Here is a 20,725-nt window from a genome sequence, read left to right on the forward strand (position 1 = left end):
GCCGGTGACTGAGACCCGTTCTCCCTATCGCCGTATCCTGCTCAAGCTCTCCGGCGAGGCCCTCGCCGGAGACAAGGGATCCGGCTTCGACTTCGTCCGCGTCAACCAGTTCGCCGACGAGATCAAGGGAGTGGTCGAGACCGGTGTGGGGGTGGGTCTCGTCATTGGTGGCGGCAACATGGTGCGCGGCACGCAGCTCGCCGCGCTCGGCATGGATCGGGTGGCCGCCGACTACATGGGGATGCTCGGCACCGTCATCAACGCGCTGGCGCTGCAGGACGTCCTGGAGAAGAAGGGGCTCGACACGCGCGTGATGACGGCCATCCGCATGGAAGAACTCGCGGAGCCGTATATCCGTCGTCGCGCGCTGCGGCACCTCGAGAACGGGCGCATCGTCATCTTTGCCGCCGGCACGGGCAATCCCTACTTTAGCACCGATACCGCAGCAGCACTGCGGGCAATCCAGATCAAGGCCGAAGTCATCATCAAGGCGACGAGCGTCGATGGTGTGTATTCGGCCGATCCCAAGAAGGATCCCAGCGCCAAGCGCTACGAGCAGATCTCTTACCGCGACGTGATGCTCGAGGAACTGGGAGTGATGGACCAGACGGCCGTGACGCTCTGCAAGGAGAACAAGCTGCCGCTCATTGTCCTCAACATTCACGAGCAAGGCGCCGTCGCGCGCGCGGTGCGCGGCGAGCGCGTGGGGACCATCGTCAAATGAGCACGATCCAGAACATCCTGAAGGACTCGCGCGCGCACATGGAAAAGGCGCTCGAAGCGGCCAAGCACGAATTCACCACGGTGCGTTCGGGCAAGGCCAATCCGACCATGCTCGACACGGTGCGCGTGGAGATGTACGGCTCGCACATGACGATGAACCAGGTCGCCAACGTGTCGAGCCCGGAGCCGCGACTCCTCGTCGTGACCCCGTTCGACAAGGGGCAGATCAAGGCGGTCGAGAAGGCGATTCGCGAGTCGGATCTCGGCCTCGATCCGGCCATCCAGGGGGCGATCATCCGCATCCCGCTCCCCGCGATGAACGAGCAGCGTCGCAAGGACCTGGTCAAGGTCGTGCACAAGCTCGCCGAGGAAGTGCGCGTCGGCATTCGTCACTGGCGCACCGATGCGCGCGATCGCTTCAAGAAGCTCGATGGCGTGTCGGAGGACGACGTGAAGCATGCGGAGAAGGACCTGCAGAAGCTGCACGACGACTTCATCGCCAAGGTCGACGGCCTGGTGAAGGCGAAGGAAGCCGAGATCATGGAAGTGTGATCGTCCGAGCGCGCGGCCTTCCCCGAGGCACCCGGCATGGGTGAACTCGCGCGCCGCGTCCTCGTGGCGCTCATTGCGGCCCCGTGGCCATCGGGATGGTCTGGCTGGGGGAACTCCCCTTTGCGGCCTTTCTCGGAGTGGCCGGGGGGATCGGGGCGTGGGAGCTGTACCGCATGGCGCGACAGGGCGGCGTCGACGCGCTCGACGCGTTAGGCATCCCGCTCGCGGCCGCGTTGCCGCTCCTCGCACACGCCGATCGTCTCCAGGTGCTTCGCAGCCCGGCGGCGATCGGCGGCGTCGTCTTCGTGGCGCTGCTCGGCGCCTCCATCTGGGCGCGCGGCGTGGGCGGGCGGCCCCTCGAGTCGGTCGCCGTGACCGTGTTCGGGGCCTTGTACACCGGCGGGATGCTCGCCTTCGGGTATTCGCTGCGGCACCATCGCTTCGTGATCGGGGCGGCCGCCGGCACGGCGCTCGTGCTCTTCCCCGTGATCCTGACCTGGGCCTCCGACATCGGGGCCTACTTCGTCGGTCGCGCGTTAGGCAAGGCCAAGCTCATCCCCTCCGTCAGCCCCGGGAAGACGCGCGCAGGGGCGATCGGTGCGCTCGTGGTCACGATGGCGGTGGCCTACGCGTACAATGCCTTTGTGCTGCGCCCCTGGTCGCAACTTGCGCTCGCCCCGTGGACCGCGATCATCTTCGGCCTGGTCATCAGCGTCGCGGCGCAGGTGGGAGACCTCGCCGAGTCGCTCCTCAAGCGTGAGGCTGGGGTAAAGGACTCCTCGCACCTCCTGCCGGGGCATGGCGGGATCCTCGACCGACTCGATTCGCTCTTTTTCGCCCTCCCGGTGGCCTACCTGATCCTCGGTCGTCTCCTCATCGCCGCGCCGTTGTGAGCCGCTCCGTTCAGCGAATCGCCGTCCTCGGATCCACCGGCTCCATCGGTCGGTCGGCACTGCGCGTGATCGCGCGGCACCCCGATCGTTTCCGCGTCGTCGCGCTCACCGCCCACTCGAGCGCGCACGATCTGGCCGCGCAGGTCGAGGCGACCGCACCGGAGTACATCGGCCTGGTGCAGGATGGGGCAGGAGTGCCACCGGGATGGAGAGTAGGGCGGGAGGCGCTCGTCGAGGCGGCGTCGCACGCCCGCGTTGACACCGTGATCAATGCCATCGTCGGTGCCGCGGGCCTCGACGCGACGCTTGCAGCGCTCGAAGCCGGGAAGCGCGTTGCGCTGGCCAACAAGGAATCGCTCGTCGTGGCCGGGGCCCTCGTGGGCGCGGCGGCGGCGCGTGGCGGCGGGAGCATCGTCCCGGTCGACAGCGAACATTCGGCGATCCTGCAGTGTCTCGCCACGCGACCGGCGCACGAGGTCAGTCGTCTGGTGATCACCGCGTCGGGCGGCCCCTTTCGCACCTGGCCGTCCGATCGATTGCGCGAGGCGACGCTGGCCGATGCCCTCAAGCACCCGACGTGGAGCATGGGGAAGAAGATCACCGTCGACAGCGCGACCCTGGCCAACAAGGCCTTGGAAGTGATCGAGGCGCACTTCCTCTTCGGCATCCCGTTCGACAGGATCGAGGTGGTGGTACACCCCCAGAGCATCGTGCACTCGATGGTCGAATTCGTCGATGGGAGCGTCGTGGCGCAACTTGGCGTACCTTCCATGGAGTTGCCGATCCTCTACGCCTTGACGCATCCGGAGCGAATCGTCGACGATGGGGTACCTCGGCTCGATCCCGTGACGGCCTCGCCGCTCACGTTTGAGCCGGTCCGGCACGAGGACTTCCCCGCGCTCCGGCTCGGCGTCGGGGCCGGTCGGGATGGTGGGGCGGCGCCGGCGATCTTCAACGCGGCCAATGAGCAGGCGGTCGCGCTGTTCCTCGCTGGCGTCATCAGGTTCCAGGACATTTCCTCGGCCATCGAGTCGGCGCTCCGGGTCTTGCGCGGTGCGCCTGGCGGGGACAAGGAAGCGCTGCTCGCCGCCGACGCGGCCGCACGCCAACACGTGAAGGATCGCTTCGCATGCTGAAGTTCGTTGCGCCACTCCTGGTGTTCGGGATCGTCGTCTTCGTCCACGAACTCGGGCACTTCCTCGCGGCCAAGCTGACGGGGGTCTACGCCCCTGTCTTCGCCTTTGGCTGGGGGCCTCGCCTCTTCGGGATCAAGTGGGGAGAGACCGACTACCGCTGGTCGTGGTTTCCCATCGGCGGCTTCGTCGCCATGGCCACGAAGGACAGCGAGGGGGGCTCTGCGATCGAGGGGAGTACGGACCTGAGCGCCCCGGGGAGTGAGCCGTCGGAAGAGGCTCCGGGGCACCAGCGCGGGCTCAATCCCATCCCATTCGATCCCAACGCCCTGCGCCCGTTCGGCCCGCATCCGGTGCCCAGCGATCGCTGGATCGAGTCGAAGGGGCTTCCGGCCAAGGTCTTCATCCTCTCGGCGGGCGTCCTGATGAACGTCGTGCTCGCCCTGGTGGTCTCGACGGGAACGATCATGAGCTTCGGGCGACCGTACGCGCCGGCGGTCATCGACTCGGTGCTTCCCGGGCGTCCGGCCATGGCTGCCGGCTTCCAAGCCGGAGACAGTATCGCCACCCTCGCCGGCGTGCCGATTCGCCGCTGGAGCGATGTGCTGGAAAAGGTGACCGCCTCCGCAGGCGAGCCGTTGACCGTGGAGGTTGTGCGCGCCACCGGCGAGCGCGCGACGCTTCAGGTGACGCCAGTTCTCTCGGACGACGTGGATCCCGCGACCGGGGCGCCGACCAAGGTCGGGCGCATCGGCGCCGCGGCTCGCGCTTCCGGTCTGCGCGAGAAGCTCGCATTCGGTGAGGCGGTGGGCGCCGGTTGGGACGCTACCTGGGGGATGGGAGGGGCCGTCGTGAAGGTCGTGCGCGGGCTCTTCGTCGGCGACGTGTCCGTCAAGCAGCTCGGCGGGCCGATCGCCATCGCGCGGACCTCGTTTCAGGCGGCCAAGAACGGATGGGAGGACCTGCTTGGCCTGCTCGCCTTTCTCAGCATCAACGTAGCCGTCCTCAACATGCTTCCGGTCCCGCTGCTGGATGGCGGGCAGATTCTCGTACGAGTCATCGAGAGCGTGAAGGGGAGCGAGTTCAGCATGCGCACCCAGGAGATGATCGCGCGTGTCGGCGTGCTGGCCATCGCGCTTCTGTTTGCGCTCGTGATGTTCAACGACATCAAGGGACTGGTCCAGACGTTCTTCCGATGATGCGTCGCACCCTGTGGATCCTGGCGATCGCGCTGGGGCTGAGCGCCGCGCCGGCGCACGCCCAGCTCAAGGGCGTGCGCTTCGAGATTGCCGCGGTCGGCGATACCACGCTCGCATTCCGGTCGGGGACCGAGCGATGGCTCCGCCGCGGTCTCACGGGGATTGCCATCGACCCGCGCAAGCGCGACGTCCTGGTCGCGCGGTTGCGCGTCCTCTCGGTCGACAAGGCGGGGAATGTGTCGGCGCTGGTGACGGGGCAGACGACCGCGGTGACCACCAGCCACGTGGTGCTGATGCAGGAGGAGCCTCCCGCCTGGTTCAAGCGTCGCACCTTCTGGGGGGGGATGGTGCTGGGCGTCGCGTTAGGCGCGGCGGCCGGGAGCCAGTTCTAGTCGCCCGCTCGAAAACGTTCGACGGCTCCGGACCGGGCAGGTCGCGGCACCTCGGCGGCCGTCGTTATGTAGGGGGGCAATCCCTGCACGATGCGACGGCGGAGGGACACCCCACGCGGCCTCGCGGAGGTACTATCCGCGCTCGCAGATGACGCGGAAGGTGAGGCGAGTGGCGCGGTCGGCGACGACGGTGACGCTCTCGTTGGAGTAGGGGGCGCAGAGCGGCTGCTGGGCCGTCACGCGATACTCGCCGGTGGGGACGACGATCCCGCCGTCACGCGGGAGCGCCCCTTCGACCTTGACCCCGCCGTCGGTCGACACCACGGAGAATCTCGCGCCGTTGGCGACGTTGAGCATGTTGATCGTGATCGTGCCGCAGGGACGGGGGGACAACGTGAGCGCGTGCGAGCCCCCGGCGCGCACTCGCACCTTCTCCTCGACGGTGGCCCAGTCGCACCCGCTGCTGGCGGGGATCGAGGCGCTGACCGTGTACTCGCCCGGCTTGAGCGAATCGTTTCGCCACGCGCCGTCGCTCACTGCTTGGCCATTCACGCTGACTCGGGCGGTGCCTGGGGCGGCAATCGACAGTCGCCCCACGGTGGGGGCGACGACCGGCTTCGGCCGCACGGTGTCCCGGCGGGCGACGACGGAATCGGCGCGAGCGGTGGAGTCGGCGAGGCGAAGCGAGTCGACCGGGTTGGAGTCCGCCGGCGAGACGACGACTGGAACGGAGTCGCGGCGCGCCGAATCGGCGGCGGCGGCGCCGGCCAGTTGCTGCTCTTCTCGGCGAGTGGAGAGAACGATCGCGGTGGCGACGAGTGCGATGAGGACGACCGTGGCCGGGGCGGCTCGCCGCCAGACCTTGGGCGATCGCACCAGCTCGAGCGGGGTCACCAGCGTCGGCGTGTCCGACGGCGACATGTAGACGCCGCGCGCTCCCGCGTCGTGGGGGGCGCTGAGGACCGCCGCGAGCTCGTCGGCTAGCTGTTCGCCGGTCGCGGGGCGATCGTCCGGGTGCTTGGCCATGCACCGCACGAGCACCCGTTCGAATGCCGGGGAGATCGCGGGGTTGATGCTCCGGGGGGAGGGCGGGGGATCCTCGACGTGCTGGCGCGCGATCTCGTACCAGTCGTCCCCCTCGAACGGGAGCCGGCCGGTCGCGGCGCGATAGAGGGAGACGCCCAGCGAGTAGATGTCGGCGCGCCCGTCGAGCGGCTTGGCGCGGGCTTGCTCGGGGGCGAAGTACTGCGGCGTCCCCACCACCATGTTGGTGCCGGTCTGGTTCGTGTAACCGGAGACGGCCCGGGCGATGCCAAAGTCCGCCACCACGGCGTTCCCGTGGGAGTCGAACAGGATGTTGTCGACCTTGATGTCGCGGTGCACGACCCCTTCCCGGTGGGCGAAGCCGAGGGCGCGGGCGACGTCGATTCCCACGCGGACCACGAATTCTTCGGGAAGGAACGGGGTGGCTTCGAGCTTGTCGGCCAGCCCGGTGGGGAGGAAATCCATCGCGAAGTAGACCGCGTCGCCGTCGCGGCCTACGGCGTAGATCTTCACGATATTGGGGTGGCGGAGCTTGGCGGCGGTGGACGCCTCGCGTCGGAACCGCTCCTCGAAGGTGGGATCGCCGGCGAATTGCGGCTTGAGGACCTTGAGGGCGACAGGGATTTCCAGTTCGGGATCGAATCCGCGGTACACCCACGCGAATCCGCCGGAGCCTACGAGCTCTTCGACCCGGTACTTTCCCAGCGACTTTCCAAGATAGCGCTCAGGCACTCAGGGGACGCCTTTACAGTGATGGGCGCTTCGAGTAAGTTGCGTGTCTCCAAAAGACTTAGCGAACGATTGTAGTTGTCCGCGCCGGGAATATATCACATGGCCTTTGAAAAAGCAGCGACGATCGCGAAGTACCAGACGAGCGAGGGAGACACGGGCTCCACTCGCGTGCAGGTAGCTGTGCTCACGGAGCGCATCAACTACCTCACCGATCACTTCAAGACGCACAAGAAGGATCATCACGGCCGCCGTGGGCTGCTGAAGATGGTCGGACAGCGCCGGAGACTTCTCGAGTACCTCAAGCGGCAGGATGTTGAGGGGTACCGGAAGGTTCTCGGTGAGCTCGGACTTCGCCACTAGCACTCGTCGCTCATCACGCAATCGCGCGGCCGCCCCTTTCGGGCCCGCGCGTTTTGTGTTCTAACGAGACCCAGTCACACACATGATGCAACGCATCGAAAAGACCTTCGCGGGCCGCCGCCTCGTCATCGAGACCGGTCGCATGGCCAAGCAGGCCGCCGGTTCGGCCGTCGTGACCTTTGGCGAGACGATGGTGCTCGCCGCCGTCACCGTCAGCGACAACAAGTCGCCGCTCCCCTTCTTCCCACTCACGGTCGAGTACAAGGAGAAGACCTACGCGGCGGGCAAGATCCCCGGCGGCTTCATCAAGCGCGAAGGGCGCCCGCACGACCACGAGATCCTGGCGTGCCGGATCATCGACCGGTCCATCCGGCCGCTCTTCCCGGAAGGCTTCCAGAACGAAGTGCAGGTCTTCGTCTACGTCATCTCCGCCGACCAGGAGAACGACGCCGAAGTCCTCGGCCTCCTCGCCGTCTCCTACGCGCTCGCCGCGTCCAAGATCCCGTGGAACGGCCCGATCGCTGGCGTGCGCGTCGGCCGCGTCCAGGACAAGTGGATCCTCAACCCCACCTACCAGCAGCTCGAGTACTCTGACCTCGAGATCGTCGTCGCCGGCTCGGCTGACTCGATCGTCATGGTCGAAGGGGGGGCCAACGAAGTGAGCGAGGCCGATGCCCTCGACGCGCTCACCGTCGGGCACAAGGGGATCAAGGAACTCATCGGCTACCAGCACGAGCTGCTCGCGACGGGACGCGCCGACAAGATGGCGTGGGTCAAGACCGAGGTGCCGGCTGAAGTGATGGCCGCGGTCAAGAAGGAAGCCGAGAAGCGCATCGGCGACGCGATCAACCAGAAGGAAAAGCACACGCGCATCCAGGCCGTCGAGGCCATCAAGAAGGAAGCGAAGGAGAAGCTCGTCGCCGAGAAGCCCGAATGGGCGCCGTTCGTCGGCAACGTCCTGGGCGATCTCGAGTACAACGCCCTGCGCGGGCAGGTGCTCTCCAGCGGACGTCGCGTCGACGGCCGCAAGCCGACCGAAGTGCGCGACATTTCCATCGACACGTCGGTCCTGCCCCGGGCCCACGGCTCGGCGCTCTTCACGCGTGGCCAGACGCAGGCGCTCGTCGCCTGCACGTTAGGCACCGCCGACGACGTGCAGCGCCTCGACTCGCTCAAGGACAAGAGCGAGACCACGAAGTCGTTCATGCTGCACTACAACTTCCCGCCGTTCTCGACGGGTGAAGTGCGCATGCTGCGCGGCACCTCGCGTCGCGAGATCGGTCACGGCAACCTGGCCGAGCGTGCGTTGCAGGCGGTCCTCCCGCCGTTCGAGGAGTTCCCGTACACGCTGCGCATCGTCTCCGACATCATGGAGTCCAACGGCTCCTCGTCGATGGCCTCGGTCTGCGGTGGCTCGCTGGCGCTCTTCGATGCCGGCGTCCCGACTCGTGCCGCCGTCGCCGGCGTCGCGATGGGGCTCATCAAGGAAGGGGACAAGTACGCGATCCTGACCGACATCCTCGGCACCGAGGATCACCTGGGCGACATGGACTTCAAGGTCGCGGGCACCGAGGCCGGCATCACGTCGATCCAGATGGACATCAAGATCGAGGGGCTCTCGCTCAAGATCATGAAGGAAGCGCTCGCGCAGGCCCGCGAGGGTCGCCTGCACATCCTCGGCGAGATGAACAAGGCGCTCAGCGCGCATCGCGAGGACCTCTCGCCATACGCGCCGCGCATCATCACGCTCTCGATCAACCCCGAGAAGATCGGCGACCTGATCGGGCCCAAGGGGAAGACGATCCGCGGCATCCAGGAGGAGACGGGGGCCGAGATCACGGTCGACGACTCCGGGCTGGTCACCATTGCGGCTGTCGGTGGCGAGTCGATGGATCGCGCCCGCCAGATGGTCATGGCGATCACCGCCGAGCCGATCGTCGGCGAGACGTACGAAGGGACGGTCAAGACGGTCACGGCCTTCGGTGCCTTCATCGAGATCATGCCGGGCTCCGAGGGGCTCCTGCACGTCTCCGAGATGAAGCACACGCGCGTCGAGAAGCCGGAGGATGTGGTCAAGAAGGGCGACCGCGTCACGGTGAAGCTCATCGACCGCGACGAGCGCGGACGCCTGCGCCTGTCGATGAAGGCGCTCCTCCCCAAGCCGGAAGGGATGGAAGAACAGCCGGCGTCGGAGGGTGGCGAGGGCGGCGGTGACGAGGGCGGTGATCGCGGCGAGCGTCGTGATCGCGGTCCGCGCCGCAGCGGTGGTGGTGACCGCGGCCGTCGTGGTCGTTGAGGCGGTGATCGGTCGCCCGTGAACGGTCGCGCCATGACCGAGCCGACGGGAGTCCAGCGCACCGTTCTGGGCAACGGCCTTACCGTAGTGTCGGAGTTCATGCCAGGCGTTCGATCGGTTTCGATCGGCGCCTGGGTTCGTATTGCGTCGGTGCACGAGCCGCGGCCGCTGATGGGGGTGTCGCACCTCCTCGAGCACATGGTGTTCAAGGGGACGCGCCGGCGCAGTGCGAAGGACATCGCGATGTCGCTGGAGAACCTCGGCGGGTCGCTCGACGCGTATACGTCGCGGGAGCACACGGCCTTCCAGGCGCGCGTGCTCGATGAGCACCTGGTGCAGGCGGCGGACGTGCTGGGGGACCTGATCTTCTCGCCGGCGCTCCGCGAGAGCGACCTGCAGCTCGAGCGCAAGGTCGTACTGGAGGAGATCGCGATGGTGGATGACACCCCCGACGACCTCGTGTTCGAGCTGCATAACGAGTTGCTGTGGGGCGAGCATCCGTACGGCTATTCGATCCTCGGGACCCGCGACACCGTGGCGTCGTTAGGCGTGGCCGACCTGAGGGCGCTCCACGGGCGCGGGTACCAGCCGCGCCACATCGTGGTGGCGGCGGCCGGCAACGTGGAACACGAGCGCCTGCTCGAGGCGCTGCGCCTGACCGGGTGGGAGGATGTCGCGCGCGGTGACGACGACCCCGCGGTCCCGCCGGCTCCCGTCGCGGCCCCGCCGGGGGTGCGCCATGTGGAGCGCGACGGGGCACAGACGCAGATCGTCTTCGGCGTCCCCACGGTGCGCTATGGCGACCCGCGGCGCTACGCCGTCTCGCTGGCCTCCACGCTGCTCGGCGGGGGGATGAGTTCGCGCCTCTTCCAGCGCGTGCGTGAGGAGATGGGGTTGGCGTACTCGGTCTCGTCGTTCCACAGTTACCACACCGACTCCGGGACGCACGGCGTGTATCTCGCCACGTCGCCCGAGACCGCGAAACTCGCCACTGATGCGGTCCACGAGGAGATGCGCGCCGTGGCGGAGCAGGGATTCACCGCCGAGGAAGTGGCGGCGGGACGGGGGCAACTGAAGGGGCAGATCACGCTGTCGCTCGAGAGCTCGTCCTCGCGGATGTACCGCGCGGCGGCGACGGAGCTGTACGGCGAGCCGTATCGTCCGATCGACGACGTGTTGTCGCAGATCGACGCCATCCGGGACGAGGAGGTCGCTGCGATGGCGGCCGCCTACTTCGTGCCCGAACTGCAAACCGTGCTGAGCCTCGGCCCCGGGCCGGGGACGGCCTGAGATCCACCAATTCGACGCGAGCCTAACGACCATGCTCATTGGCGTTCCGAAGGAAATCAAGACGAACGAGAACCGCATTGCCCTCGTCCCCGCCGGCGCCGAAGCGCTGGTCGCGGCCGGGCACCAGGTGTTCATCGAGAAGGGGGCCGGCGAAGGGAGCGGCTTCGACGACAGCGACTACACGGGCGTCGGCGCCCAGATCGCCCCGGACGCGGCCACCACGTGGGCCAAGGCCGAGATGATCATGAAGGTGAAGGAGCCGATCGAGCGCGAGTGGCCCCACATGAAGAAGGGGCAGACCATCTTCACGTACTTCCACTTTGCGGCTGACGAGAAGCTCACCAAGGCGCACCTCGACTCCGGCGCGACCTGCATCGCGTACGAGACCGTCGAGCTCCCGAGTCGCGAGCTCCCGCTCCTCACGCCGATGTCCGAAGTGGCCGGGCGCATGGCGGTGCAGGAAGGGGCCAAGTACCTCGAGAAGCTCTACGGCGGGCGCGGCGTCCTTCTGGGCGGCGTCCCGGGCGTGGCGCCGGCCAAGGTCGTGATCCTCGGCGGGGGCATCGTCGGCATCAACGCCGCGAAGATGGCGGCGGGGATGGGGGCCAAGGTCGTGATCCTCGACATCTCGCTCGAGCGCCTGCGCTACCTGTCGGACGTGATGCCCGCCAACGTGCAGCTCATCCACTCGAACCGGCACAACGTGCTCGAGCAGATCTCGACGGCCGACCTCGTGGTTGGTGGCGTCCTGATCCCCGGCGCCAAGGCGCCCAAGCTCATCCGCAAGGACGACCTCAAGCGCATGCGTCCCGGGTCGGTCATCGTGGACGTGGCGATCGACCAGGGCGGGTGCGTGGAGACGATCCACGCCACGACGCACGAGAACCCGACCTACGTCGTGGACGGCGTGATTCACTATGGCGTGGCCAACATGCCCGGGGGCGTTCCGCGCACCTCGACGCTGGCGCTGACCAATGCCACGCTCCCGTACGCGCTCCAGCTCGCGAACAAGGGGTGGAAGCAGGCCCTGCGAGACAACGGCGCCCTGCTCAAGGGGTTGAACGTGACCGAGGGGAAGGTCACCTACGCCGGGGTCGCCGAGGCGTTCGGAATGGCGTTCCACGAGCCGGCGCAGTTCATCGCCTGATGGGGGCGGCTGGCTCGACGGGATGGGGGACGGGGGCGCGATGCCCGCGTCCCCCATCAGCGTTTCGCCCCCCTGCGCGTGGTCCGAGGCGAGCCACGCGGTCCCTTCTCACCGCACCTCCGGGTGCTTCCACGACACCTGCCACGACCATGAGCACCCCGCCACTTTCCGTGCGCATTCAGCGGCTCGCGCACAACCCCGACTTGCCGCTGCCGGCCAGACAAACGAGCGAAAGCGCCGGCTACGATGTGTGTTCCTGCGAGGCGGACTTCGTGCTTGCACCTGGCGAGAGGCGCGCCCTGGCGACCGGCTTTGCCTTCGCGCTGCCGCCGGGCGTGGAGATGCAGGTGCGGCCGCGCTCCGGGTTGGCACTCAAGCACGGCATCACGCTCCCAAACTCTCCGGGGACGATTGATCCCGACTATCGCGGGGAGCTCAAGGTGATCGTCCTGCACGCCGGGACGGAGCCGTTGCGCATCGCGCGCGGGGATCGCATCGCGCAGCTGATCTTTGCCCGGTTCGAGTCGCCGGTGTTGCTGGAGTCCGCGTCGCTCGAGTCGACGGCGCGCGGTGCCGGCGGCTTCGGGAGCACGGGGGTCAGCATCGGCGGGACGGGGGGCTCGACGGGCAGCGGCACGAGCGACGCGTCGCAGGGCGGGGCGAGCGAGCGCGCGAGCGGCTGAACGAACGGAAGAGCGGGCGCTCGGCGCGCGTCGCGTGCCGGGTGCGTGCGTCCGTCAGGTGCATCGTTGCGGTCGATTCTGCCGGGCCGCGAATGGCGGACCCTGGGGGGCAGGGTTTGCCGCTCCGTGGTGGCGCGGGGGCTCGGGAGGGGAGGGGTGAGCCAGCGCCCCGAGGGAGGGCGGGGGGGAAATCGAGGAGTCCCGGCGGGTCGGCGCCGTGTCCGGGCGCCCGCGTAGGTTGTGATCTGGCAATGCCTTGCACCCCCTTACGTGCACCGCTAGCTTATCCTTCCAAGCGCGTCGCCCCTCCTGACTACCGGCGCCCCCTTGGGGCGTCAGGATTTCCACATACATGCGTTGGCCCTCCCTCTCGGCGGGTAAGCTTTTCCCCGCCAATGCAATTGCCGTTGACCTTGGCACGGCGAACACGCTGGTGTACGTCAAGGGTGAAGGGATCGTCCTGAACGAGCCCTCGGTGGTCGCGATCGACCGCGAGACCAAGCGGGTCAAGGGCGTGGGGTTGGAGGCCAAGCGCATGCTCGGGCGCACGCCGGACGGGATCATCGCCGTCCGGCCGATGAAGGACGGCGTGATCGCCGACTTCGACGTGACCGAGAAGATGCTCCGGTATTTCCTGGAGCTGATCATCAAGAACCGGATGTTCAAGATCAAGCCGCGCGTCATCGTGTGCGTCCCGTCGGGGATCACCGAGGTCGAGCGGCGTGCCGTGCGCGATTCCGCGTTAGGCGCCGGGGCCAAGGAAGTCTTCATGGTCGCGGAGCCGATGGCGGCCGCGATCGGGGTCGGGCTCCCGATCGAGACGCCGACGGGGAACATGGTGATCGACATCGGCGGCGGGACGACCGAGATCGCCGTCATCGCGCTCAGCGGCATCGTGAGCGATACGTCGATTCGCACGGCGGGCGATGAACTCGACACGGCCATCGTGCAATTCATGCGCAAGAACTACAATCTCCTGATCGGCGAACCGACGGCGGAGCAGATCAAGATCACGATCGGCTCGGCGGCCCCCGTGGGGGATGAGCGCGAGATGGACGTGAAGGGGCGCGACCTGGTCAGCGGGATCCCGAAGACGGTGCGGGTGCACTCGTCGGAGATCCGCGAGGCGATCCAGGAGCCGATCCAGCAGATCGTCGACGCGGTGCGTCGTGCGCTGGAAATCACTCCGCCCGAGCTCTCGAGCGACATCGTCGACCGCGGCATCGTGATGACCGGGGGCGGGGCGCTGATCCGCGGGCTCGACGTCGTCCTGAGCCAGGAAACGGGGCTCCCGATCCACGTCGACGAGGACCCGCTGACCTGCGTGGTGCGCGGCGTGGGCCGCATCCTCGACGACGAGGAGAAGTACTGGTCGGTCCTTTCGTCGTAGGAGGGGAGTGATGGCTCGCGCTGCGCGCTCGGGCTCGCGCGCGGACACCGCGCTCGTGGCGACGTGCGCCCTCCTGGCGCTGTTGGCCACCGTGCTGCCGCTCCCCATCCGCGACGCCATTGCGTCGTCGCTCCGGCGCACGCTGGTGGCGCCGCTGCTCGCCCTGCAGGAACGGGCGGAGCGCGCGCGCACCGCCTTTGCCGAGCGCGATGCGGTGGCCGCGCGACTGGACTCCCTCGTGCTGCGCAACGCCGAGTTGGGGAAGATGGCGCAGGAGAACGTGCAGCTGCGTGGACTCCTCTCGCTCGCCCGACAGCTGCAGTGGGGCTTTGTCCCCGCCGAGGCGCTGCACGGACAGGGGCTCGGCGACGAGCACGTCCTCCTCCTCACCAAGGGCGAGAACGCGGGGGTGCGCATGCGGAGCGGGGTCGTTGCGCCTGACGGTTTGGTCGGGCAGGTCACGACCGTCGATCCGCGCTCGAGCCTGGCGATCCTCTGGACCCATCCCGACTTTCGCGCCAGCGCGATGTCGGCCGATGGCAGCGCCTTCGGCATCGTGCGTCCGCACCTGGGCGAGGAGTCGGGGCGCTCGCTCCTCGAGCTGCGCGGCGTGGCCTTTCGCGATGCCCTCGAGCCCGGGACGCTGATCACCACGTCGGGGCTTGGTGGGGTGTACCCACGCGGGATCCCGATCGGGATCGTGCTCAAGGACATCAAGACGAACGAGGTCTGGTCGCGCGCGTACCTCCTCCGCCCCGCGGTGTACCCGCCCGATGTCAGCAACGTGATGATCCTGTCGCCGCAACGCGTCGCCGAGGGGGCGATGGACAGCGTCTGGATCGACGTGAGCCGTGCGGAAGGGGCTGCACGCCGGTTGGCCGCGTCGGGCGATTCGCTGGCGCGCCTGCAGGCCGCCGCGTCCGCATTCCGGCAGCGACAGATGGATTCGCTCAAGGCGGTGCTCGGAATCCCCACGGCGGGGGACAGCGCGGCCAGCGATTCGCTCTCGCCGCGCCCTGACACCCTGGCCGCTCGTGGCGACAGCGTGCGTGCGACCGGTCGTCCGGCCGCTGGCGGTGCGGGGACCGCGGCCGGTCGCGTACCACGTCGCGACTCCACCCTGAGGCGTCGCTGACGATGCAGCGCGGCATTCGCACCGCTCTCCTGTTCGTCGCGCTCGTCGCGGCCCACTACTTCCTGCGGCCGTTGCTCGGATGGCGCGTGTCGATGGACTTCCTCGTCATCGCCGTGCTCCTGGTGGCGGTGCGCGTTCGCCCCGGAGTGGCGGCGCTCATCGGCTTCACGCTCGGCCTCATCGGCGACTCGCTCGCGCCGGCGACGTTCGGGGCTGGCGCGCTGGCGATGTCGATCGTGGGCTTCAGCGCCTCATGGCTCAAGGCGGTCTTCTTCTCCGATAACGTCTTCCTGCACGCCTTCTTCTTCTTCGTGGGGAAGTGGGCCTTCGACGTGCTGTTCGTGGTGGCCGGTCGACAGGGCGGGGTGTATGACATGGCGACCCAGATGGTCCTCTGGTCGCCACTGGCGGCGGCGTTGACGGCGGTGACCGGGGTGCTCGTCCTGCTCCTGTTCCGCGGGATGCTCGAGGCGCCGTCGTCATGAGCCTACATCCGAACGACATCCAGCGCCGCGGCCGCTTCGCGGGGGCACTGGTCACGCTGTCGCTCGTGCTGTTGGCCAGCGGCTTCTTCCGGGCGCAGGTGCTCGAGAGCGCGCGCTACCAGTTGTCGTCGGAGAAGAACCGGTTGCGCGAGGTGCCGATCCCGGCGGCGCGCGGGACCATCTACGATCGCCACGGCGACATCATCGCCGAGAACGTGCCGGGCTACGCGGTGTCGATCCTGGCGGCGGGAGCCGATTCGTTGCGGGCGACGTTGCAGCGACTGTCGGCGATCATCGAGCTTGCACCTGGCGACATCGAGTCCGCGGTGCGTCGCTTGCGGCGCGACCCCAATCGCCCGACGGTGGTGCTGGCGGATGCCTCGTTCGACCAGGTGTCGGTGCTCGAGGAGCATCGCACCGAGTTTCCGAGCCTCATCATCGAGGCCACGCCCAAGCGGCGCTATCCTGACGGTCCCGCGGTCTCGGCCTTCGTGGGCTACACGGCCGAGATCAGCGAGTCGGAGCTCAACTCGACCGAGTACACGTCGTACAAGTCCGGACAGCAGATCGGGCGCTCCGGCCTGGAACAGCAGTATGAGAAAGAGCTGCGCGGGACCGAGGGGTCGCGCTACGTCGAGGTCGACGCGCGCGGGCGCGTGGTGCGCGATGCCGGGTCACGCCCGGACCGCGAGGCGACGGCGGCGCCCGCGCTCCAGACCAACATCGACCTGGACCTGCAGCGCTTCGTCGCGTCGTACCTGGCGGATTCGCTGGTCGGAGGGGTGGTGGCGATCGAGCCGCAATCGGGGGCCGTGCTCGCGATCCATAGCTCGCCCGCGTACGATCCCAATCGCTTCATCGGCGGGATTCCCGCGCCGTATTACCGGGAGCTCCTGAACAATCCGGGGCGTCCGTTGCTCAACAAGGCGATTCAGGGACGCTATCCGCCGGCGTCGACCTTCAAGCTGGCGACGGCGGCGATGGCGCTCGAGGAAGGGCTGGTCGACTTCGACTCGCGCATGCCTGTCCCGTGCACGGGGGGCTATACCTACGGGAGCCGCTATTTCCGCTGCTGGGACAAGAAGGGGCATGGCTCGGTGACGCTGTCGCAGGCGATCGCCAAGTCGTGCGATTCGTTCTTCTACCAGCTCGGGCTGCGCATGACGCTGTCCAAGATGCTGGCGGGCGGCGTGCAGCTGAAGTTCCGCGAGAAGAGCGGCATCGACCTCCCCAACGAGACGACGCCGCAGTGGCCGTATGCCGTGGAGTACTTCAACAAGCGGTATGGTCCCAAGGGGTGGACCAACGCGGTGACGCTGAACCTGTCCATCGGCCAGGGCGAGAATACACAAACCATCCTGAACATGGCGCGCTTCTACACGGCGCTGGCGACGGATGGGTCGGCGGCGCGTCCCGAAGTGGTGCGGCGCTCGCCAGACCGCACGAAGATCCTCAACCTCACGCCGGCGCAGCTCGCGGGGTTACGCGACGCCATGGCGGACGTGGTCTCGGGACGCGGGACGGCGGGGAGTGCGGCGATTCAGGGGGTCGTGCTGGCGGGGAAGACCGGGACGGCGCAGAACGAGACGGGGAAGGACCATGCCTGGTTCGTCGGCTTCGCCCCCAAGGATGATCCCAAGATCGTGGTGGCGGTGATGCTCTGGCAGGGCGAGCACGGCTACGCGGCGGCGCGCATCGCCTCCAAGGTCGTCGAGCACTACCTCAAGCGCCCGGCCATCCAGCCGGTGGATGTCGAGGGGGACGATTGATCAAGCGCGTCTTCGCCGACTACCCGCTGGTGATCATTGCGCTGCTGCTCTCGGCGTACGGCATCGCCGTCGTCTATTCGGCCGGGCAGACCGACGTGGTCCAGACCTCGGTGGCCACCGCCTATCAGCGCCAACTCGGCTGGTTCGTCGTGGCGCTCGTGGGCGCGTGGGTGCTAAGCCGAGTCTCGGTGCGCCTTCTGGAATGGGCCAGCTGGCCGGTATACCTGTTCGCCATCTTCCTGTTGATCGTGACACTCGTCTTCGGCTCCGGCGCCGGGACGGCGGCGAGCATGAAGGGGTGGCTGACGATCGGCGGGGTGCGCCTGGGGCAACCGGCGGAAGTGGCGAAGGTGACCGTGGTCCTGATGCTGGCCAAGGTGCTCGCCGTGCGTCGCGACGCTCCGCGCTCGCTGCTCGAGCTATGGAAGCCCGCGGCCGTCGTACTCGTCCCCTGGGTCCTGGTGATGGCGCAGCCCGACCTGGGGACCGGGATGGTCTTCGTCGGGATCTTCTTCGCCATGCTCTTCTGGGCCGGCGTGTCGGGGCCGTTGCTGCTGCTGGCGGCCTCGCCGGCGATCTCGCTGCTGCTCTCGTTCAGCACCGTGTACTGGGGGGCCTGGTTCCTGATCCTCATCGCCGTCGTGCTGTGGTACAAGCCGTACGTCGTCGAAGGGGTCGTGCTGATCGTGACGAACGTGGCGATGGGGGTGCTGGCCCCGATCGTGTGGGAGAAGCTCGCCCCGCACCAGAAGTCGCGCCTGCTCGTCTTCCTCGACCCGTCGGAAGACCCCAAGGCGTCTGGCTATCACGTCATCCAGTCGAAGATCGCCATCGGCTCGGGGGGATGGCTCGGCAAGGGGTTCACGCTCGGAACGCAGAAGCGTGGCTCATTCCTCCCCGCGCAGCATACCGACTTCATCTTCGCGGTCGTGGGCGAGGAATTGGGCTTCCTCGGGGTGTGCATCGCGCTCGCGCTCTTCCTGCTGCTCTTCCTGCGGGTGATTCGCGTGGCGTCGCGCGCCAACGACGGCTTCAGCTCGCTGGTGGCGTTCGGCTTGTTAGGCAGCTGGTTGGTGCACGTGATCGAAAACGTCGGGATGACGCTCAACCTCATGCCCATCACCGGCATTCCGCTGCCGTTCTTTTCCTACGGCGGGTCGTTCATGCTCGCGTGCTGGCTGGCGATCGGGATCCTGGTGCGCATCTCCTCCGAGGGGCGCGGCGAGGCCGACGCCCTCCCGATCGGGCTGCGACGCTAGCCGTCGGTCGCGCCCCACTGGTTCGCCTCTCCCGTCGCGCGGAGCCGCCCCCTACCCGCGCCCCCAACCGCCCTCCATTTTTCCCCCATGGCCTGGTTCCGGAAGGACAAAAAACCGAGACAGCCGCGACGCGAGCGGCTGGAGATCCCGGCGGACGTCTGGGAGAAGTGCGAGGCGTGCGGGCACACGGACATTCACGACAAGTTCGCCCGCAACCTCAACGTCTGCCCCAACTGCGACTACCACCGGCGCATTCGGGCGGTCGAGTACGTCACGATCCTCCTGGATGACGACAAGTGGGAGGAGACGGAGACCGACCTCAAGTCGATCGACGCGCTGGGCTTTCCGGACTACGAAGGGCGTCTCAAGAAGGCGCGGACCAACGCCGGTGACACCGACGCCATTCTCACCGTGGCGGGGACGATCGGCGACATGCCGGTGAACCTGGGCGTCATGGACTTCGCCTTCATGGGCGGGTCGATGGGCTCGGTCGTGGGCGAGAAGATCGCCCGCCTCGCGCAGCGGTCGCTGGAGCGGAAGCATCCGCTCATCGTCATCTCGGCCTCGGGCGGCGCCCGCATGCAGGAGGGGGTCCTCTCCCTGATGCAGATGGCCAAGGTGTCGGCCGTGCTGTCGCAGCTGGCGGACCGCCGCATCCCGTACGTCTCGATCCTGACCAACCCGACCACCGGTGGCGTGAGCGCGAGCTACGCCATGCTTGGCGACGCGATCCTCGCCGAGCCGGGGGCGGTGATCGGCTTCGCGGGGCCGCGCGTCATCAAGCAGACGCTCGGGCAGGACCTCCCGGAGGGGTTCCAGACGGCCGAGTTCCTCCTGGATCACGGCATGCTCGACTGCGTGGTGCATCGCCGGGATCTCCGGCAGACGGTGGGGCGCCTGTTGCGCCACATGAGCGGCAAGCCGGCGGCGGCCGCGTGGGCCACGACCTGAGCGGGCACCGGTCCCGGTACCAGGACGCCCTCCAGTACCTGTTCGCGCGCACCACCGGCAAGAGCAAGTTTGGTCTGGAGCGGACGCGGGCGCTGCTGGCCGCGCTCGGGAATCCGCAGGACGGGCTCAAGACGTTGCACGTGGCGGGGACCAACGGCAAGGGAAGCGTCTGCGCCACGCTCGACGCGCTGCTGCGCGCGCGCGGCCTGCGCACGGCGAAGTACACCTCACCGCACCTCGTCGACTTCACCGAGCGCTTCGTCATCGACGGGGCGGCGGTCGACGCGCGCTACGTCGTCGAGTTCATCGAGCGGTGGACGCCAGAGGTCGAGCGGCTGGGGGCCACCTTTTTCGAGGCGACGACGGCGATGGCGTTTCACTACTTCGCCGAGTCGGGGGTCGATGTCGCCGTGGTCGAGACGGGGCTGGGGGGACGCCTCGACTCGACCAACGTCGTTAGGCCGCTGGTGGCGGGGGTCACCTCGATCGGGATCGACCACGTCGAGTATCTCGGCGACACGCGAGAAGCGATTGCCGCCGAGAAGGCGGGGATCTTCAAGGCGGGGGTCCCGGCGGCGTCGGGTGAACCCGATCCGGCGATCGATGCGCTTCTGGCCACGCTCGCCCGCGATCGCGGCGCCTCGCGCATGGCGAGCGTCTGGCGCGACGCCCCGCCGCGGGACATCGAGGTCGGGGCGACGGGGACGACGTTCGTGCTGGACGTCGACGGAAGGCGCCGCAGCTTCCACACCCCGCTGGCGGGGGCGCACCAGGCGTCCAACGCGGCGCTCGCCCTCCTGATGGTGCGCGAGGCAGGGGCGCCGTACTGGGACGGATGGGACGGGGCAGCAGCGGCGCTCGAGCGCGTGCGCCTTCCGGGGCGCTTTCATCTGGCGGCGCCCTACATTTTCGACGTGGCGCACAACCCGGCAGGGGCCGCGGTGCTCGCGCGGACGGTGCAGCATGTGGCGCCCGCGGCGCCGGTGACGGCGCTCCTGTGCGTGCTCGAGGACAAGGATTGGCGCGGGGTGATGACGGCGTTGGCACCGGTGGTTTCGCACTTCGTCCTCACCGATGCCCCTACGGCGCCTCGCAGCCGATCGTGGCACCTTGCCGACGCGCGCGCCTTCGCGATGGCGCACGGGTGGTCGGCGACGGCCGAGCACGACTTCGAAGTGGCACTCGCCGAGGCGCGCGCGCGCGGCGCGACCGTGCTGGTGACGGGGTCGTTTCACACGGTGGGAGATGCAATGGCTCGCTTGCAGGTCGATCCGCTCGCCGGGTAGCTTTCC

19 protein-coding genes are annotated in these 20,725 nt (G+C 68.1%); 18 read left to right on the forward strand and 1 reads right to left on the reverse strand.

Going from position 1 to position 20,725, the window contains the following annotated elements; genetic code table 11:
• The first annotated feature begins 4 nt into the window (after positions 1 to 4).
• The 6 genes from IPN47_02560 (at position 5) to IPN47_02585 (ending at position 4,892) form a co-directional block, all read left to right on the forward strand.
• A complete protein-coding gene (locus IPN47_02560; protein ID MBK9406928.1) occupies positions 5 to 724 on the forward strand; it encodes a UMP kinase in 720 nt (239 codons plus the stop codon).
• Positions 721 to 1,275: a ribosome recycling factor gene (gene frr / locus IPN47_02565; protein ID MBK9406929.1), complete on the forward strand. Its 555-nt coding sequence runs from the start codon at positions 721 to 723 to the stop codon at positions 1,273 to 1,275. Before IPN47_02560 ends, frr begins: the two co-directional genes overlap by 4 nt.
• A gap of 83 nt (positions 1,276 to 1,358) precedes the next feature.
• Entirely contained in the window at positions 1,359 to 2,168 is an 810-nt protein-coding gene (locus IPN47_02570) for a phosphatidate cytidylyltransferase (protein ID MBK9406930.1), read from the forward strand.
• Positions 2,165 to 3,304: a 1-deoxy-D-xylulose-5-phosphate reductoisomerase gene (locus IPN47_02575; GenBank protein MBK9406931.1), complete on the forward strand. Its 1,140-nt coding sequence runs from the start codon at positions 2,165 to 2,167 to the stop codon at positions 3,302 to 3,304. The genes IPN47_02570 and IPN47_02575 overlap by 4 nt, the downstream gene beginning before the upstream one ends.
• A complete protein-coding gene (locus IPN47_02580) occupies positions 3,298 to 4,500 on the forward strand; it encodes a site-2 protease family protein (protein MBK9406932.1) in 1,203 nt (400 codons plus the stop codon). Before IPN47_02575 ends, IPN47_02580 begins: the two co-directional genes overlap by 7 nt.
• Positions 4,497 to 4,892 (forward strand): hypothetical protein, encoded by a 396-nt coding sequence (locus IPN47_02585; protein ID MBK9406933.1) that lies wholly within the window; start codon positions 4,497 to 4,499, stop codon positions 4,890 to 4,892. The genes IPN47_02580 and IPN47_02585 overlap by 4 nt, the downstream gene beginning before the upstream one ends.
• 132 nt (positions 4,893 to 5,024) lie before the next feature.
• Here the strand turns inward: IPN47_02585 and IPN47_02590 are convergent, their stop codons facing one another.
• Positions 5,025 to 6,668 (reverse strand): serine/threonine protein kinase, encoded by a 1,644-nt coding sequence (locus IPN47_02590; GenBank protein MBK9406934.1) that lies wholly within the window; start codon positions 6,666 to 6,668, stop codon positions 5,025 to 5,027.
• Between the two features lie 99 nt (positions 6,669 to 6,767).
• Here IPN47_02590 and rpsO point away from each other — a divergent pair, with 99 nt between their 5' ends.
• The 12 genes from rpsO to IPN47_02650 all read left to right on the forward strand — a co-directional run bounded on the left by rpsO (position 6,768) and on the right by IPN47_02650 (position 20,719).
• Positions 6,768 to 7,028 (forward strand): 30S ribosomal protein S15, encoded by a 261-nt coding sequence (gene rpsO, locus IPN47_02595; protein ID MBK9406935.1) that lies wholly within the window; start codon positions 6,768 to 6,770, stop codon positions 7,026 to 7,028.
• 85 nt (positions 7,029 to 7,113) lie between these two features.
• Entirely contained in the window at positions 7,114 to 9,324 is a 2,211-nt protein-coding gene (locus tag IPN47_02600; GenBank protein MBK9406936.1) for a polyribonucleotide nucleotidyltransferase, read from the forward strand.
• A gap of 33 nt (positions 9,325 to 9,357) precedes the next feature.
• On the forward strand, positions 9,358 to 10,614 hold the full coding sequence (locus IPN47_02605; protein MBK9406937.1) for an insulinase family protein: 1,257 nt from the start codon (positions 9,358 to 9,360) through the stop codon (positions 10,612 to 10,614).
• Positions 10,615 to 10,645: 31 nt separating this feature from the next.
• Positions 10,646 to 11,761: an alanine dehydrogenase gene (gene ald / locus IPN47_02610; GenBank protein MBK9406938.1), complete on the forward strand. Its 1,116-nt coding sequence runs from the start codon at positions 10,646 to 10,648 to the stop codon at positions 11,759 to 11,761.
• A 149-nt stretch (positions 11,762 to 11,910) separates the two neighbouring features.
• Positions 11,911 to 12,444 carry a dUTP diphosphatase gene (gene dut, locus IPN47_02615; protein MBK9406939.1) on the forward strand — a complete coding sequence of 178 codons (534 nt, stop codon included), beginning with the start codon at positions 11,911 to 11,913 and terminating at the stop codon, positions 12,442 to 12,444.
• A 352-nt stretch (positions 12,445 to 12,796) separates the two neighbouring features.
• Positions 12,797 to 13,834, forward strand: a complete 1,038-nt coding sequence (locus IPN47_02620) for a rod shape-determining protein (GenBank protein ID MBK9406940.1) — start codon at positions 12,797 to 12,799, stop codon at positions 13,832 to 13,834.
• 10 nt (positions 13,835 to 13,844) lie between these two features.
• A complete protein-coding gene (locus IPN47_02625; protein MBK9406941.1) occupies positions 13,845 to 14,969 on the forward strand; it encodes a rod shape-determining protein MreC in 1,125 nt (374 codons plus the stop codon).
• A gap of 2 nt (positions 14,970 to 14,971) precedes the next feature.
• Positions 14,972 to 15,454: a rod shape-determining protein MreD gene (gene mreD / locus IPN47_02630; protein MBK9406942.1), complete on the forward strand. Its 483-nt coding sequence runs from the start codon at positions 14,972 to 14,974 to the stop codon at positions 15,452 to 15,454.
• Complete coding sequence (mrdA, locus tag IPN47_02635; protein MBK9406943.1) at positions 15,451 to 17,223, forward strand: penicillin-binding protein 2; 1,773 nt, start codon at positions 15,451 to 15,453, stop codon at positions 17,221 to 17,223. The genes mreD and mrdA overlap by 4 nt, the downstream gene beginning before the upstream one ends.
• Positions 17,220 to 18,482, forward strand: a complete 1,263-nt coding sequence (gene rodA / locus IPN47_02640; protein MBK9406944.1) for a rod shape-determining protein RodA — start codon at positions 17,220 to 17,222, stop codon at positions 18,480 to 18,482. The genes mrdA and rodA overlap by 4 nt, the downstream gene beginning before the upstream one ends.
• Positions 18,483 to 18,569: 87 nt before the next feature.
• Positions 18,570 to 19,433, forward strand: a complete 864-nt coding sequence (locus IPN47_02645; protein ID MBK9406945.1) for an acetyl-CoA carboxylase carboxyltransferase subunit beta — start codon at positions 18,570 to 18,572, stop codon at positions 19,431 to 19,433.
• A complete protein-coding gene (locus tag IPN47_02650; protein MBK9406946.1) occupies positions 19,418 to 20,719 on the forward strand; it encodes a bifunctional folylpolyglutamate synthase/dihydrofolate synthase in 1,302 nt (433 codons plus the stop codon). Before IPN47_02645 ends, IPN47_02650 begins: the two co-directional genes overlap by 16 nt.
• The last annotated feature ends 6 nt before the right edge of the window (positions 20,720 to 20,725 follow it).

It is taken from the genome of Gemmatimonadota bacterium (assembly GCA_016719105.1).
Taxonomy (GTDB): Bacteria; Gemmatimonadota; Gemmatimonadetes; order Gemmatimonadales; family Gemmatimonadaceae; genus SCN-70-22.